This window comes from Vibrio sp. SG41-7 (genome assembly GCF_014164465.1).
In the GTDB taxonomy this organism is placed as follows: Bacteria; Pseudomonadota; Gammaproteobacteria; order Enterobacterales; family Vibrionaceae; genus Vibrio; species Vibrio splendidus.
Map to the genome: position 1 here is coordinate 21394 of NZ_JACJFF010000055.1, position 13814 is coordinate 35207.

At 44.2% G+C, this 13814-nt stretch carries 16 protein-coding genes and 1 pseudogene; 12 read left to right on the forward strand and 5 right to left on the reverse strand.

Annotation, left to right across the window (positions count from 1 at the left end):
- Window positions 1-36: 36 nt before the first annotated feature.
- Both H5300_RS15150 and H5300_RS15155 read right to left on the reverse strand, forming a co-directional pair.
- Window positions 37-864, reverse strand: coding sequence for a Cof-type HAD-IIB family hydrolase (locus tag H5300_RS15150; protein ID WP_182796332.1), 828 nt, complete (start codon window positions 862-864; stop codon window positions 37-39).
- A 183-nt stretch (window positions 865-1047) separates the two neighbouring features.
- Window positions 1048-2028: an alpha/beta fold hydrolase gene (locus H5300_RS15155; RefSeq protein ID WP_017083178.1), complete on the reverse strand. Its 981-nt coding sequence runs from the start codon at window positions 2026-2028 to the stop codon at window positions 1048-1050.
- An 81-nt stretch (window positions 2029-2109) separates the two neighbouring features.
- On the opposite strand from H5300_RS15155, the gene rhtB reads away from it, so the two are divergent.
- The 7 genes from rhtB to H5300_RS15190 all read left to right on the forward strand — a co-directional run bounded on the left by rhtB (window position 2110) and on the right by H5300_RS15190 (window position 8631).
- Window positions 2110-2727, forward strand: a complete 618-nt coding sequence (rhtB, locus tag H5300_RS15160) for a homoserine/homoserine lactone efflux protein (protein ID WP_004736604.1) — start codon at window positions 2110-2112, stop codon at window positions 2725-2727.
- Between the two features lie 43 nt (window positions 2728-2770).
- Window positions 2771-3991, forward strand: a complete 1221-nt coding sequence (locus tag H5300_RS15165) for an EAL and HDOD domain-containing protein (RefSeq protein ID WP_182796333.1) — start codon at window positions 2771-2773, stop codon at window positions 3989-3991.
- Window positions 3992-4089: 98 nt separating this feature from the next.
- Window positions 4090-4431, forward strand: a complete 342-nt coding sequence (locus H5300_RS15170; RefSeq protein WP_009848223.1) for a metalloregulator ArsR/SmtB family transcription factor — start codon at window positions 4090-4092, stop codon at window positions 4429-4431.
- A 40-nt stretch (window positions 4432-4471) separates the two neighbouring features.
- Complete coding sequence (locus H5300_RS15175; protein ID WP_182796334.1) at window positions 4472-5473, forward strand: ArsJ-associated glyceraldehyde-3-phosphate dehydrogenase; 1002 nt, start codon at window positions 4472-4474, stop codon at window positions 5471-5473.
- A 41-nt stretch (window positions 5474-5514) separates the two neighbouring features.
- Window positions 5515-6006: a cyclin-dependent kinase inhibitor 3 family protein gene (locus tag H5300_RS15180; RefSeq protein WP_182796335.1), complete on the forward strand. Its 492-nt coding sequence runs from the start codon at window positions 5515-5517 to the stop codon at window positions 6004-6006.
- Between the two features lie 221 nt (window positions 6007-6227).
- Window positions 6228-7448, forward strand: coding sequence for an organoarsenical effux MFS transporter ArsJ (arsJ, locus tag H5300_RS15185; RefSeq protein WP_017083183.1), 1221 nt, complete (start codon window positions 6228-6230; stop codon window positions 7446-7448).
- 169 nt (window positions 7449-7617) lie between these two features.
- The gene (locus tag H5300_RS15190; protein WP_017083184.1) at window positions 7618-8631 is read left to right on the forward strand and encodes an acyltransferase; all 1014 of its coding nucleotides are present in this window, start codon (window positions 7618-7620) and stop codon (window positions 8629-8631) included.
- A gap of 59 nt (window positions 8632-8690) precedes the next feature.
- On the opposite strand, the gene H5300_RS15195 is transcribed toward H5300_RS15190, so the two are convergent.
- A complete protein-coding gene (locus tag H5300_RS15195; RefSeq protein ID WP_004736596.1) occupies window positions 8691-9020 on the reverse strand; it encodes a DUF2500 domain-containing protein in 330 nt (109 codons plus the stop codon).
- Between the two features lie 244 nt (window positions 9021-9264).
- On the opposite strand from H5300_RS15195, the gene H5300_RS15200 reads away from it, so the two are divergent.
- From H5300_RS15200 to H5300_RS15215, 4 genes are all read left to right on the forward strand, one after another.
- Window positions 9265-9639 (forward strand): hypothetical protein, encoded by a 375-nt coding sequence (locus H5300_RS15200; RefSeq protein WP_004736595.1) that lies wholly within the window; start codon window positions 9265-9267, stop codon window positions 9637-9639.
- Between the two features lie 927 nt (window positions 9640-10566).
- The gene (locus tag H5300_RS15205; protein ID WP_004736594.1) at window positions 10567-11187 is read left to right on the forward strand and encodes a lysoplasmalogenase; all 621 of its coding nucleotides are present in this window, start codon (window positions 10567-10569) and stop codon (window positions 11185-11187) included.
- 90 nt (window positions 11188-11277) lie between these two features.
- Window positions 11278-11514, forward strand: a complete 237-nt coding sequence (locus H5300_RS15210; RefSeq protein ID WP_017061034.1) for a YecH family metal-binding protein — start codon at window positions 11278-11280, stop codon at window positions 11512-11514.
- A gap of 224 nt (window positions 11515-11738) precedes the next feature.
- Window positions 11739-12323, forward strand: a complete 585-nt coding sequence (locus tag H5300_RS15215; protein ID WP_009848232.1) for a YhgN family NAAT transporter — start codon at window positions 11739-11741, stop codon at window positions 12321-12323.
- Between the two features lie 118 nt (window positions 12324-12441).
- Here the strand turns inward: H5300_RS15215 and H5300_RS15220 are convergent, their stop codons facing one another.
- Together H5300_RS15220 and rsmD are read right to left on the reverse strand one after the other, a co-directional pair.
- Entirely contained in the window at window positions 12442-12708 is a 267-nt protein-coding gene (locus tag H5300_RS15220) for a DUF1145 domain-containing protein (RefSeq protein WP_004736590.1), read from the reverse strand.
- 10 nt (window positions 12709-12718) lie between these two features.
- Window positions 12719-13321 carry a 16S rRNA (guanine(966)-N(2))-methyltransferase RsmD gene (rsmD, locus tag H5300_RS15225; protein WP_004736589.1) on the reverse strand — a complete coding sequence of 201 codons (603 nt, stop codon included), beginning with the start codon at window positions 13319-13321 and terminating at the stop codon, window positions 12719-12721.
- Between the two features lie 230 nt (window positions 13322-13551).
- On the opposite strand from rsmD, the pseudogene H5300_RS15230 reads away from it, so the two are divergent.
- Window positions 13552-13814: pseudogene (locus H5300_RS15230) on the forward strand (signal recognition particle-docking protein FtsY); the annotation flags it as partial.

Consider the following 13814-nt stretch of genomic DNA (forward strand, 5'->3'; position numbering starts at 1 on the left):
GCTGCCTTTTTATTTATTCAGATCTTTTCGACGAGATTAGAGCAGGTGCTTTTCTAGGTAATGAGCAACGGCGTCGTCTGCGCTGCTGCCAATCACTTCATTGTCTGGCAAAGCTTTAAATACTTTCTCATGCGATGTACCCATCACTAAGCCTTTGCCTGCCATAGCCAGCATCTCGGCATCGTTCATTCCGTCACCAAAGGCAACACAGTTATCCAGTGTCAGGTTCAGTGATTTCGCAACAGCGTCTAGGGCGTGGCCTTTAGAAACTTCAGCGGCCATCACTTCTAAACACCAAGGCGTTGAAAAGGCGATGTTCAGCTTGTCGCCAAAAGCATCTCTTAGCTTTTGTTCAAACGTGACCAGATATTCGTGGTTGTGTTCTGGGTGAGTGAAAAAGACTTTCGCAATACCTTCGCTTGGTGCATTTTCTGCTTCAAAGCGCTTGTAGCTAAAGCCAGACTCACTGTGGAATTTTGCCAGCATTTCGTCTTCACGGTCCAGTAGCCAATCTTCATTCTGGTACATGTGAATAAAGAGGTTTGGATCTTGGCGAACAATATCGATAACAGGTTGAACGAGTTCCTGAGGCACGTTCTGGCTATACATCAGTTGATCGTTCTGGTCATGCACGCGTGCACCGTTTGAAGTGATCATGTACGCCGGAATACCTGCGATCTGACGAATACCCGCCACATCGACGTGGTGACGACCCGTAGCGAAGATAAAGGTATAACCTTGGTCGTGTAATTTCTTAAGTGTTAGCTTGGTAAAGTCGCTTAGCTGATGGTTGGGAGCCAAAAGCGTACCATCTAAATCAGAAGCAACAATTTTCACGGAATCTTTTAGTGCAGGAATACTCATTTAACCCTCATTGCAAAAATGCTTAACCAATATCGACGCTAGCCAACGCTAGAATCGTTTTAACTACAATATCTCTAGGTAGAAATTGTATGCCAATTTCATGCAAGAAAAGAGGGCAAAGCTCACTTACTTCTCTTCCTCTTTAGCGCTTATGTTCTTGGTCGGTTACTCAGCTTATTAGCTCTAGGCAAAAAACTGATTGATAGCATTCAGTGTTTGATTGCGATATTCGTCTTTCTCAAACAACACCTCATGCTTAGACCCTTCAATGGCCTTAAACTGGCAGGCTGAGTTGGTTTTCTTCAGTTTATTGATGAACTTCACTTGAGCGCTGTTGCTGACAATCTTCTCCTCTCCAGCTTGAATCAATAGCAGTGGGATCTTGATTTGACGAGTTTGTTGTATCGCCTGCTTGGCTGCCATTAACCCTTGCCATACCCAGCGAGTGCTTGGTCCGCCAACCTGCAAAGAAGGGGAGCCGTCATACAAGCAACGGAACCAGTGATAGCGTACCTTGCTGTGGCTGAGTAAGTTATTTTCGAAGGGCTTAGAGTAGTACGCTTGCTGCCCCGGGGCATAAGTCGGCTTAGCATAGAAAGCGGTGAGTACTTGTCCAACAACCATCGCGATGGGCTTGAAGTACCATTCAGTCTTAATCCCAAACATCGGAGCGCACAGAGTAACTTTGTCAAACGGGTGATCGGGATGAGTTTGTAGATAGCGAGTGGCTATGGTGCTGCCCATTGAGTGTGCCAGTAGGTAGCGATTGGAGTATCGGCTTAGGTCAAAACTGGCAATGACGTCAGACATATCTGAGGCGTAATCATCAAACTCATGAATGTGACCAATGTCAGAGTCTGTTACCATGCGTTCCGACTGGCCTTGACCTTGGTGGTCAAATGAATAAACGTCATAGCCTTGCTGATAAAAATCATAAAAGAGTTCTTGGTATTTCAAGCAACACTCAATGCGGCCATTTGAAATCACAATGGCTTTGGTGTGCGTTGGTGAGGTTAGGCTACACCAGTACAGCTTCTTTTTACCTGATGATGTGACATACCCATCTTTACGTTGTTGCCAAAGGGCAGGGATCGGGTGTTTAATCGCTTGCTCGAACTCAGGTTCTTGCGTGTACGAAAATGGGGCGGCACTGTGGTTTTCCATGGGAAATTACCTGAACTGATGCATGTGAGAGCTTTATCGCTACTAATGTTGTTAGATTAAAGAACTAGTAAGGAAATGCAAATGGATACTCATGTTTGGCTTGCTTATGTCGTCACGGCGATATTGTTTAGTTTGGCTCCGGGCTCTGGTACCGTTAACTCAATCAGCAATGGGCTAAGTTATGGCACCAAGAAGTCACTTGCGTCGATCGCCGGCTTACAGCTCGGTCTTGCATTCCACATCATGCTGGTGGGTGCCGGTATTGGTGCACTGGTGGCTCAATCTGCGTTGGCGTTCACCATCATCAAATGGGTAGGCGTGGTTTACCTTGTTTGGTTGGGTATTCAAAAATGGCGTGATAATTCTAGCTTGGTGGCTTCAGAAGAAAGCTCAACGCTATCGAGTGGTAAGCTGCTTAGAAATGCCGTGCTTATCAATCTAACTAACCCAAAATCTATCGTGTTTTTGGTGGCTTTGTTTCCTCAATTTATCGATCCTACACAACCGCAAGCACCGCAGTTATTAGTGCTAGGAGTTACAACCGTATTCATTGATAGTGTTGTTATGTTGGGTTACACCTCATTAGCTTCACAAATGGGACGTTTTATTCGTTCTGATCGTATAATGAGTAAGATAAATAAAATATTTGGTGGTATGTTCATGGGTTGCGGTGCCTTGCTTGCTGCCGCTAAAGCTTAGTAAAGCAATACAGTTATAGATAAATCAATAGAGTTATAGATAAATGACCGCTACCTACGTTGCTCGACAACCTATCTTAAACCGTAACAAGAACACGCTTGGTTATGAGCTGTTGTTTCGCGACGGAGAAAGGAATGCCTACCCAGCGCATATTGAGTCTAATCGAGCAACGTATCGTCTGATTGTTGAGAACTTCTTATCGGTTGGGCATAACCCTTCGATTCCATCTTCGCGCTGTTTTATTAATTTCCCTCATCAAAGCTTGATTCGTCGACTTCCTTTAGGCTTGCCGAAAGACAAGGTGGTGGTCGAGATTCTTGAAACCTGCCAACCGACGGATGAGCTGTTAGAAGCGGTCAAAGAGCTCTATCAAGCGGGGTACATGATTGCCCTAGATGATTTTACCTCTACGCCAGAATGGGAACGATTCCTTAAATACACGCATATTGTTAAGCTCGATATCATGCAAATGGGCTTGAATGAAGCGTGTGATTTGGTAAGAGCTCATCAAGGGAAGAAGTATAGTTTTCTTGCTGAGCGGGTTGAAACGGAACAAGAGTTCCAACAAGCGAAAGAAGCAGGGTTTAAGTTTTTCCAAGGCTATTTCTTTAGTAAGCCAGAAATCATAAAGACTAAGTATATTAGCCCAGAGCAAGTGATAGCGATGGAGCTATTCCAAGAGGTCTGTAAGCCGGATGTCGACTTCCAACGTGTTGAAAGCATCGTCGCGAAAGATATTGCCTTATCCTATAAGCTTCTGCGCTTTGTGAATACTATGTCACCCCGCCTTGAGGTCACCATCTCTTCATTTCGTCAGGCCTTGGTTTATTTAGGGCAAGAGAAATTGAAAATGTTTGTCTCGCTAGCAGTAGCGTCTTATGTCTCTGATAAAAAGCCCAAAGAGCTGTATGGCCTGTCTTTGCAGCGTGCGCAGTTTTGCCAACGGATGTCTCGTTACCAAGTATTTAAAGGGCATACTGAACAAGCCTTTATGATTGGTTTGTTCTCATTACTTGATGCGTTGCTCGATCTGTCGTTAGAGAACTTAATTGAACAATTACCGTTATGCACAAGTATTAAGGTCGCCTTGCTGCGCAGAGAAGGTCCATATGGCGCATTATTAGCGCTTGAAGAAAGTTTCGAACATGCTGATTGGCAAAAGATTGATGATCACTGTGCTGATCTAGGGTTGAACGTGGAACAAGTGAAAACAGAACTCACTGAAGCTCGACGCTGGAGCCATATTGTTACCAACAAACTCTGATATTCTTCGTTAAACTTTTATGACAATGAAAACGCACGCCTTGACGTGCGTTTTTTTATAACTAATATATATGCATATCCATATATGAGTATGTAGTTATGCTTCCTCACCAATTTTTTAAATTACTGTCTGATGAAACGCGAGTGCGTTGCTTAATGTTGATTGTGCGCCAAGAGTGCCTATCTGTTGGTGAGTTGACTCAGGCATTACAAGAAAGTCAGCCAAAGATTTCCCGCCATCTTGCGCAGTTGCGTTCAAATGGAATTTTAACTGACGTTCGCCAAGGGCAGTGGGTGTTCTACCGTCTGTCACAAGATTTACCGGGTTGGATGCTAAAGTTAATTGATGACCTTATCGCATCGAACTGTTTGAAAACTGAATACCAACAGGATATTGAGCGCCTAGAAGCCATGACTTCACGCCCTCAATGTTGCGTTTAATTCTTAATTTAAGTTTCACCACTAACTGAGAGAACACACAATGACAGTTAAAGTAGGTATTAATGGTTTTGGTCGTATCGGCCGTCTAGCACTTCGCGCAGCATTCGATTGGGCGGAAATTGAGTTTGTTCAAATTAACGATGTTGCTGGTGACACAACAACACTGGCTCACCTTCTAGAATTTGATTCGGTTCAAGGTCGTTGGAATCACGAAGTGGCTGTTGAAGGCGACGAGATGATCATCAACGGTCAACGTATCAAAACCACAAAAGAGCGTGACATTGATGCGATCGATTGGTCTGGTTGCGATGTTGTCCTTGAAGCGACGGGTGTTCACCGTAAGACATCTTTCCTAAACAAATACCTTGAGCAAGGTGTGAAGCGTGTTGTGGTATCGGCACCAGTAAAGGAAGAAGGCATTGCAAACATCGTAGTTGGTGTGAATGACGCTATCTTCGATCCAGCGGTACATAAGATTGTGACTGCGGCATCTTGTACGACTAACTGTCTTGCGCCTGTTGTGAAGGTGATTAACGAGAAGTTGGGTATCGAAAACGCAGCTTTCACCACTATTCACGATCTCACCAATACACAAACTATATTAGATGCGCCGCACAAAGACCTACGTCGTGCTCGTGCATGTGGTATGAGTCTTATCCCGACAACGACAGGCAGCGCTAAAGCGATTGTTGAGATTTTCCCGGAGCTTGAAAATCGTATTAATGGCCACGCGGTTCGTGTACCACTAGCTAACGCCTCTCTGACCGACATCATCTTCGAAGTGAAGCAAGACACCACTGCTGAAGAAGTCAACGCGATGCTGAAAGAAGCGTCTGAGAATGAACTGAAAGGCATTCTTGGCTTTGAAGAGCGTCCCCTAGTTTCTATCGATTACAAAGGTGACCAACGCTCAACAATTGTGGATGCACTATCAACGATGTTGGTCGGTAAGCGCATGGTTAAGATCTACGCTTGGTATGACAACGAGATGGGCTACGCGACACGTACCGCTGAGTTAGTTCGTACCGTTGGTTTAGCTTAAGCCTGCGTACTTAAGAAATAGTAGAATTTGGAGAATACATAATGACACATCCAACATGGCAACTAGACCTAGAGCAAGGTGCGTTAGTGCTTACTCCGTGCCCAGGCACAAAAGAAGCAACGCTTGATGCATCACTGGCTCAGCTAAAAGAGCAAGGCGTTGAAGCTATCGTGACAGCACTTGATGACCATGAGCTTGCAAGTAAAGACGTGGCGGCTCTTGGCGAAAAAACACGTGCACTAGGCATGCAATGGTTCCAGATAGAGATTGAAGACGACTGCGCGCCAGGCGCTGATTTTGCTGTGAAATGGCAAGCGGCTAGCCCTGAGCTACATAACATCGTTGATAACGGCGGCAAGGTTGCGATGCATTGCATGGGCGGTTCTGGCCGCACGGGCTTACTAGCTGCACACCTATTGCTAGAAAAGAACTGGGACATGAGCAAGATTGTTCAAGAGGTGCAGGCACTGCGTCCGGGCGCATTCACTAAGCCCATTCAGGTTGAATATATCAACGGCGTAGTTTCTGCGTAGCTCTTCATACTTGAACCTGCAGCGTTGTTAACTGCGCAAGTTCACCGGATCGCCGGCCGCCCTAATCACATAGAACACCTATGCTCATAGGGCTGAACTTGCTTGTTGCCTAGCTGCAACTCCAATTATTTTGAGTATAAGTTAAGTGGAAAGTAAGAATTAGAGCTTTTGGACACCTATGTTCTAAAAGCTCTTTTTGTTTAGATTGCAGAGATAGCGTTATGTTTTCAAATCTAAGTAAGAGCGTTCGCCAATATATGTTGGTGACTTTCAACTACTGGAACTTCACCATTACTGATGGTGCACTTCGTATGCTGGTGGTTCTGTATTTTTACGACCTTGGCTACAGTTCACTAGAAATCGCCTCATTGTTCCTTTTCTATGAATTCTTTGGTGTGGTGACCAACCTAATCGGTGGCTGGTTAGGGGCGCGTCTTGGCCTCAACAAGACCATGAACATCGGGTTAGGGATGCAAGTCGTCGCCTTGGGGATGCTCGCGGTGCCATCAGCCATGTTGACCATTCCTTGGGTAATGGCGGCGCAGGCTTTGTCTGGTATTGCTAAAGACCTCAATAAGATGAGTGCCAAGAGCTCGATTAAGACTCTGGTACCTGATGAACAGCAGGGTGCGCTTTATAAGTGGATAGCGATTCTGACCGGCTCTAAGAATGCGCTTAAAGGCGCAGGGTTCTTTATTGGTGGTTTGCTGCTTTCAACAATTGGTTTCCAATATGCAGTGCTTGCGATGGCTGCTGTACTGACATTAGTATTCATCGGCAGCTTGGTGAGCTTAGAAGCGGACATGGGTAAAGCTAAAACCAAACCTAAATTCAAACAGATCTTCTCTAAGTCTGAATCCATCAACATCCTATCTGCTGCGCGTATGTTCCTGTTTGGTGCTCGTGATGTGTGGTTTGTGATTGCTTTGCCGATTTACCTCGGCAGCGTGTTTGGATGGGATCACTCATGGGTGGGTGGCTTCTTAGCGGCTTGGACCATCGCATACGGCTTTGTGCAGGGCATTGCGCCTAAGATTACAGGTAAAGCACAAGGCAAGGTGCCAGATGGCCATGCCGCGTTGTTATGGGCAGGTGCGTTGGCTATCGTGACCGCCGGTATTGCCTATGCGGTGCAAATTGGCTGGCAACCCGAGTTCGTTATTATCGGTGGCTTGATGGTGTTTGGTGCCATCTTTGCGGTGAACTCATCACTTCACTCATATTTGATTGTGAGTTATGCGAAAGGCGATGGTGTTTCTCTTGATGTCGGTTTCTACTACATGGCAAACGCGATGGGCCGTTTGATTGGTACTATCTTGTCAGGGTTGGTATTCCAAATGGCGGGTTTGTCTGCGTGTCTGTGGGTATCTTTTGCGTTCTTAGCGATAACGACGGTGATCTCTCTGCGTTTACCCAAAGTGCCGCAAATCTCAGCGGCATAAGCTTCAACCGCATGAGCCTCACTTGTAAGAGTGAAAGTCGAATAAGCTTAAGCCGGACGAGCTAAATTCGCGATAAGCCTCTCCTTTAACACTAAGCTGACTTGGTATTTATTCCGGTCAGCTTTTTTATTGCTATAGTAGAATGATTGAATATTAATCAGGCATTTACATGAAGCAGCGAATTCTCTTTTTTGATTTAGCACGATGTGTCGCGGCCATAGCAGTTATCGCGATTCATGTTTTGGCGCCTTATCGGAATGAATTAGGCACCATTCCTTTCGGTGAGTGGCTGACCGCCATTACGGTGAACGGTTTTAGTCGTTGGGCGGTGCCGGTGTTCATATTGATTACTGGTGCTCTGATGTTGAGTGATCAGCGCCCGTTTGACGCCAAGTACTACCTCAAGCGTCGTCTGGGTAAGGTGCTGATCCCTTTCATTGTCTGGTCGCTGTTCTATACCTACCTATCGGGTTGGTCTGCGATGGGCTTTGATGCTGACGTTAGTTGGGATGTGCTACTCAATAGCTATCATCACTATACCTACTATCACCTTGGCTTCTTTTATTACTTTATCCCACTCTACTTTGTGATTCCTTTTTTACAGATCATGGTCAGAAAGTACGGTGATAGATCGGTCTATGCCTTTACGGCGGTATGGTTGTTCACAACATTACTGTTCTTATTGAAAATCGATGGCCCTTGGAGTCATGAGTTGTGGTTGTACACCGGGTACTTACCATTGGGTTACTTGCTGTATAAGATTGTTCCACTTAATAAGATGACTGTCGGCGTGAGTGTGTTACTTGGTGGGTTAGCGTTACTGACCACGGTTTACATGGTGGTTGATGCAAGCTTGGTAGCAGAAGAGTACACGGTAGGGCGTTGGTTATCTTACAAGACGTTGAATACCGTATTAGCGGCGAGCATGGTGTTCATGGTGTGCCGTTACTATGGTGAAGGCTTGTCTGAGAAGAGCAATCAAGTGGTTGGTTTTATCAGTAAACACAGTTTAGGTATTTATCTGCTGCACCCGATTTTCTTGTGGCCAATGAAAGAGTTCGGTTGGTACCAAGGGCACCCTGCTTGGGTTATTCCATTATGGATCGTGATCAGCGGAGCTGGTGCGTTATGGATGAGCTGGTTGGTTTCTAAGTCAGAGAAAACGAGTTGGTTATTGCCTTAGCGGTGAGTGCTAAGGCTTTTTGATGGGTTGCTTAGAAGAGACAGTTGAGGCAGCTAGGGTTAGCGCTTCAACGCAAAGTGTAAGAACTTATCGCCTTGGTAGGTTAAGGTTCCTTTGTCGCCAGGGTTAAGGGCGTGGAAGTAGTGGATGCCGACTTGGAATTCTCGTTTTGGACCAACGACACCACGTTGAACGTAAATCCAGTACTCTTGATCTTCTTGCCCAGGTTCTGCGTCAGGAAGGTCGATGGATTGTTTGTCTAACACCGTGACATTCACTTTCTTTTCTGGCGCATTTTCACCTTGCGAGTGTTTTCGATAGAAACCAATAAATACCCAAGCCGCTAGACCAGCAAGTGCAAAGATGGCAAAAAAGAGTGAATTAGGCATATAACCTCCATGTAGTCGTGATGGTTATTCTAGTCTTTCAAGCAATAGGGATATGTGTTTAAAGCTGTTATTCGTGAACTGTTGTAAGCCAAGCTGATTATTTTTCGGCAGACATCACATTTAGTGGCTTGTTTGGGATAAAGCATTGTTATTTATTGTCTCTTTCTCACGTAAATATCAGTAAATTTGTATAAAAATAAGGGAATGCTCGACTAGAATTATAGTGTGGAGTGGGAGGGCCAAGATGACCGATATTGAAAAAGTGGTGACAAGAACTCGCAATATAGAGAAGTTATTGAGGCTTCAATATCATGCCGAAGGCGAAGGATTGCATGAGCTTGTAACAAGCTGTGAAGAAAGGCTACCGCACGATATGGTGAGCAAGCTGCGTTATATCGCAACGTGTCGTAATAAGGTAGTCAATGAACATGAGGCTAAGTTGGAAGACCAACATAAGTTCATCATGATGTGTAACGACTGTGAGAAGGAGCTGACTCCACGTAGTGGTCGTTTTATCTGGCGAGTTGCGATCTTACTGATGATGGCAATGACTTTAGCAGCCGCGGGTTTCTATTATGCGAACTGGGATGTGCTAACACTGCATCTGTTTTCGAAGTGAAAAAATTGAACAAAAAAGGGACGCTCATGGCGTCCCTTTTTTTATTTGTAACTTGCTTAGTACATCATCGGTAGTGTCATTAGACCTACAACTACCGCGATCATTACAAGTCCTTGTCTTTGCGAAGATGAAATCATAACACTACTCCTAAATTTGGTTGTCTCTCGCTATGTTTTAAAGAATAGCACTACTTATAGGTTTAGATCAAGAATTACTTTCGAAAGCTTTAAAAGTAGTAGAAAACTATTGGTTTTTGGCTTGTTTGGGTGTGTTTAACTGTGTCTTTTGGTGTGTTCTTATTTTATACGTTGTGCTTCATGTTTATCCATTTTTGATTTAAGTTGTTGTTTTTTAATGGTCATTTTGTGTAATTTATATTGTTAAAGGTTGTTAAACTGTATTAATAGGGGTTGGTGGTTTCTGGCTTTGATTTTGTTCTGTTTTAAATTTTTCGGATTGATTTTTGTAGGAATTTTTACAGAGGACTTGAAAAAACCTGACAAAGTTGGGTTTTAAGAAAGCAAGCCACTTACTTTGTAAGTCTAGAGTGATGTGGTGTTTTCATTCCCCTGTTAACTCTGGATTTGTTTGTTTAAGTTATTGTTATAATTGATCTTAAGTGCAGTGTTTTTTAAATTTTCAAGTGTGGTATTTGATGATATATGGGGGTTTTATAAGGAGTCTATAGGTTAGAAGTGACTAAAATTCAAGTCTGGACGCTCTAATGCCAATTTAAATAAGTTTGTCGATGAATCGCTCTAGTTTTAAAAGAATAGCCATAGTCATCATAGTAATTGTTACGACTTCAATCTAAAGAGGCTCTTTTTAGTGGAAGCGTAATCAAGATCCAATTTTGAGGGGCTGAGGCTTTACATCAACACTCGTGTGCCTAGACTGGCGACGATTTAAAGCAATGGGGCAAATGGTATGTGGAGTTGGTTGGCGGTTTCCTTATCTGGTATCGGAGCAATAGCAGGAACGAAACATGGACATATCGGTCAGGCCTTGTCGTATAAGGTATTTACCTTTGTATTATTGGCGACCATTGCTTTAACTCAATCTGTCGTTGCTGACTTTACCTATTGGATAGTCGCTGGGTTGGCGATCTCTGCAATCGCAGATGTCCTTCATACGGTTACTCAAAAACGTCCTCTGCATTTTGTGTGCTTCTTATTGGCTCAGCTCTGTTACAGCAAAGCATTTTGGTTACAGCTATCAGGAGAAATGGTCTGGTGGTTGTTCGCGCTTCTATTAGCGGCTTGTGTCGTTGCTTTCTTCTTACTTCTGCCTCGCTTAGACAAACTCGTCTTTCCTGTGGTTATCATGGGTATCGTGCTTATTCAGCTTGCATGGGCTTCTGGTGAGCTCTGGTTGCTTGATCCTCAATTGTCACATGCGGTTGGTTTTGCTGGCTGTAGCGTGTTACTACTTTCGGCCCTGGCGTATGCGCTAAATTTCTATCGTAGCCCAATTAAGGGTGCCTACTTTTGGGTGACGGGCAGTTACTTTCTCGCGCACGCTCTCATTGTTGCTTCCCTTACCATTTAGGGTAGAGCTCGCTTAACTCTGAGCTACATCAAGGCAGCTAAGATGAAAGTAGGTACTCTACGTCTACTTCATTAAACATGAGATAGAGTTATGACTACCGAAATTCATGCACACAACGTTTTAAACCTACTGAGTGAAAAGCCCCTGACTCGTGAAGAGTTGACGCAAGAGCTCGCTCAAACTTACGGCGCAGAAGCTCGCTTCCATACGTGTAAGCTAAATGGTCTGGATTTGGATGGCTTGCTGAAATTTTTCCTGAAGATGGAAAAGGTCGTGGTTATTGATGACAAACTTTGCACCAATCGCGAACGTGTGTGTAACCACTAATCTCGAGTAACAACTGGTTTTTTGAGCCTTTTGGCTTTTATAGATAAGAAGAGTGGATGCGACGTTTTGGCTTCACTCTTAAATTATCTTTTTACTTTTCTCCTTTCTATTTGCTCTCGAAAAATTCCCTTCTAATTACATAAGTTAATCCTTTTATTACTGCGTTCGAAAATCAATGTTGAGGCTGCTATACTCCGCGCACTTACGCTTTTCGAGACAAACTTATGGAAATTTTATCTGCAGCAACCATGCTGTTTCTTATTATGGACCCGCTTGGCAATCTACCAATCGTGCTCTCTATCCTTAAGCATATTGATCCGAAGCGTCGCCGTATTGTTCTTGTTCGTGAACTGATGTTTGCACTGATTATCCTGCTGTTGTTCTTGTTTGCTGGCCAAAGCATTATGAACTTCCTGCACGTACAGCCTGAAACCCTGAGTATCTCTGGTGGTATTATTCTGTTCATCATCGCGATTAAGATGATTTTCCCAAGTGCGGGCAGTATTACCGGCCTAGCGGCGGGTGAAGAACCGTTTATCGTGCCAATGGCGATCCCTATGATTGCAGGACCGTCGGTGATTGCTGCATTGATTCTGTTGTCGACACAGCACCCTGACAACATGTTAGAGCTGTCAGGTGCGGTGATGCTGGCTTGGGGCGCGACCTTCTTTATTCTGATGTTTAATGGTTTCTTCCTGCGAGTGCTGGGTGAGCGAGGCCTTAAAGCCATCGAACGCTTGATGGGCTTGTTGCTGGTTATGTTGTCGACGCAAATGTTCCTAGATGGTGTAAAAGGCTACATGGGCTAACATCAGTATCATTGCTGAATAAAAAAAACGCCGCTCAAATGAGCGGCGTTCTTGTATTTAATGTTTCTGTCATGATGTTTTCTGTAGCTAAGCGTTTTATATCTGAGCTTAAGCTTGATTACATCATGTGCTTGCGTCGGATATCGAGGAGGGCAAAGACTCCGAAAATCAATATTGACCACTTCTCCCAACGTGACATTTCGATCTTATCGCCGAATGCACCGATAAAAATCAGCATCTGCAGGCCGTGCATGAAGAACAAGAACGCTGTCATGATATAAAGCGCAATCGCAGCATTACCCGGGAATGGGTAGAAAATATTTACGATTAAGATAAACCAAACAAAGGCGATGGCTACTTTTGCTAGTGGAAGTAAGAACTTCATTTAATAACTCCTATTCTTCAGTGGTTCGATTAAACAGTCGGTAGCTAGACTGGCCAGTGGTCTTATCGCGATGCAATTCCCAGTTCTCTGGCATAGCCTCAAGCTGCAGCTCTTTTTCTGTCTCGACGTAAATGATGGCGTTGTCTGCCAACCAGCCATTGCTCTCAAGCAGTTGTACAGTTTCTGCAAGTAAGCCTTTACGAAATGGTGGATCAAGGAAAACCATATCGTAAGGAGTGCCTGGCTTCTTAAGGAAAGAGATAGCATCAGTATTCACGACATTGATGTTGTCTGCCTTAAGCTCTTTCGCGTTATCAGAAAGCTGTTTGGCTGCCTTTTGATTCATTTCGAGCAGTGTCACCATTTTTGCTTGGCGAGAAGCTGCTTCAAAACCTAGACCGCCAGAACCGGCAAATACATCCAAGCAAGTTGAATGTGGGATATCTTGAGCCACCCAGTTAAAGAGTGTCTCTTTTACTCGGTCAATGGTTGGGCGTAATCCTTCTAAATCATGAACAGGCAGCTTTCTACCTCTCCATGAGCCACTAATAATTCGAACAAAGCCTCCGGATGGCTTTTTTTGTGATGTGTTTTGCTGGCGACGTCTTACCATAGATTTTTTGACCGCTAATAAAGTGATACTATACCGAGCCCAATTTAAGTGGGTTCGAGTATTAAATAAATTTGCAATGACAAAGTGTATCAAGCTAAAAGCAAACTTATCACTGCTTTGTCATTTTTCTTTACTATTCGTTTGTACAAGCTTGTATTGTATAACAATAGCAAAGAGTCGACGTGTATTAAGTCAATACAGCTAATTAGTAGATCTAGGAAACTCCTCTGATGACGGAAAAAAAGAAGCGCGGATTATTATCGTGGCTTGGTTTTGGTGACGAAGAACAAAGCCCAAAAACTCAGAATGAAGCGAACGTAGAAAACGTTGAAGATCAAACTGAAGTTGAATCACAAGTTGAGGCTGAACAGGTCGCGCCTGAAGCTGCTAAGCCAACTGAATCTAAGTCAGTTGAATCTGAGCAAGCGCTTGAAGAGACTGAACAAGAGCAGCAACCTGTCGCAGCAGAAGCAGAAGCAGAAGCAGAAGCAGA

What these genes read in the sequence shown, in the direction of transcription:
- rsmD (WP_004736589.1), bottom strand. Translation starts at nt 13,321, where the DNA reads ATGGTAAGACGTCGCCAGCAAAACACATCACAAAAAAAGCCATCCGGA.
- H5300_RS15165 (WP_182796333.1), top strand. Translation starts at nt 2,771, where the DNA reads ATGACCGCTACCTACGTTGCTCGACAACCTATCTTAAACCGTAACAAG.
- H5300_RS15220 (WP_004736590.1), bottom strand. Translation starts at nt 12,708, where the DNA reads ATGAAGTTCTTACTTCCACTAGCAAAAGTAGCCATCGCCTTTGTTTGG.
- H5300_RS15200 (WP_004736595.1), top strand. Translation starts at nt 9,265, where the DNA reads ATGACCGATATTGAAAAAGTGGTGACAAGAACTCGCAATATAGAGAAG.
- rhtB (WP_004736604.1), top strand. Translation starts at nt 2,110, where the DNA reads ATGGATACTCATGTTTGGCTTGCTTATGTCGTCACGGCGATATTGTTT.
- H5300_RS15170 (WP_009848223.1), top strand. Translation starts at nt 4,090, where the DNA reads ATGCTTCCTCACCAATTTTTTAAATTACTGTCTGATGAAACGCGAGTG.
- H5300_RS15205 (WP_004736594.1), top strand. Translation starts at nt 10,567, where the DNA reads ATGTGGAGTTGGTTGGCGGTTTCCTTATCTGGTATCGGAGCAATAGCA.
- arsJ (WP_017083183.1), top strand. Translation starts at nt 6,228, where the DNA reads ATGTTTTCAAATCTAAGTAAGAGCGTTCGCCAATATATGTTGGTGACT.
- H5300_RS15215 (WP_009848232.1), top strand. Translation starts at nt 11,739, where the DNA reads ATGGAAATTTTATCTGCAGCAACCATGCTGTTTCTTATTATGGACCCG.
- H5300_RS15155 (WP_017083178.1), bottom strand. Translation starts at nt 2,028, where the DNA reads ATGGAAAACCACAGTGCCGCCCCATTTTCGTACACGCAAGAACCTGAG.
- H5300_RS15190 (WP_017083184.1), top strand. Translation starts at nt 7,618, where the DNA reads ATGAAGCAGCGAATTCTCTTTTTTGATTTAGCACGATGTGTCGCGGCC.
- H5300_RS15175 (WP_182796334.1), top strand. Translation starts at nt 4,472, where the DNA reads ATGACAGTTAAAGTAGGTATTAATGGTTTTGGTCGTATCGGCCGTCTA.
- H5300_RS15210 (WP_017061034.1), top strand. Translation starts at nt 11,278, where the DNA reads ATGACTACCGAAATTCATGCACACAACGTTTTAAACCTACTGAGTGAA.
- H5300_RS15195 (WP_004736596.1), bottom strand. Translation starts at nt 9,020, where the DNA reads ATGCCTAATTCACTCTTTTTTGCCATCTTTGCACTTGCTGGTCTAGCG.
- H5300_RS15180 (WP_182796335.1), top strand. Translation starts at nt 5,515, where the DNA reads ATGACACATCCAACATGGCAACTAGACCTAGAGCAAGGTGCGTTAGTG.
- H5300_RS15150 (WP_182796332.1), bottom strand. Translation starts at nt 864, where the DNA reads ATGAGTATTCCTGCACTAAAAGATTCCGTGAAAATTGTTGCTTCTGAT.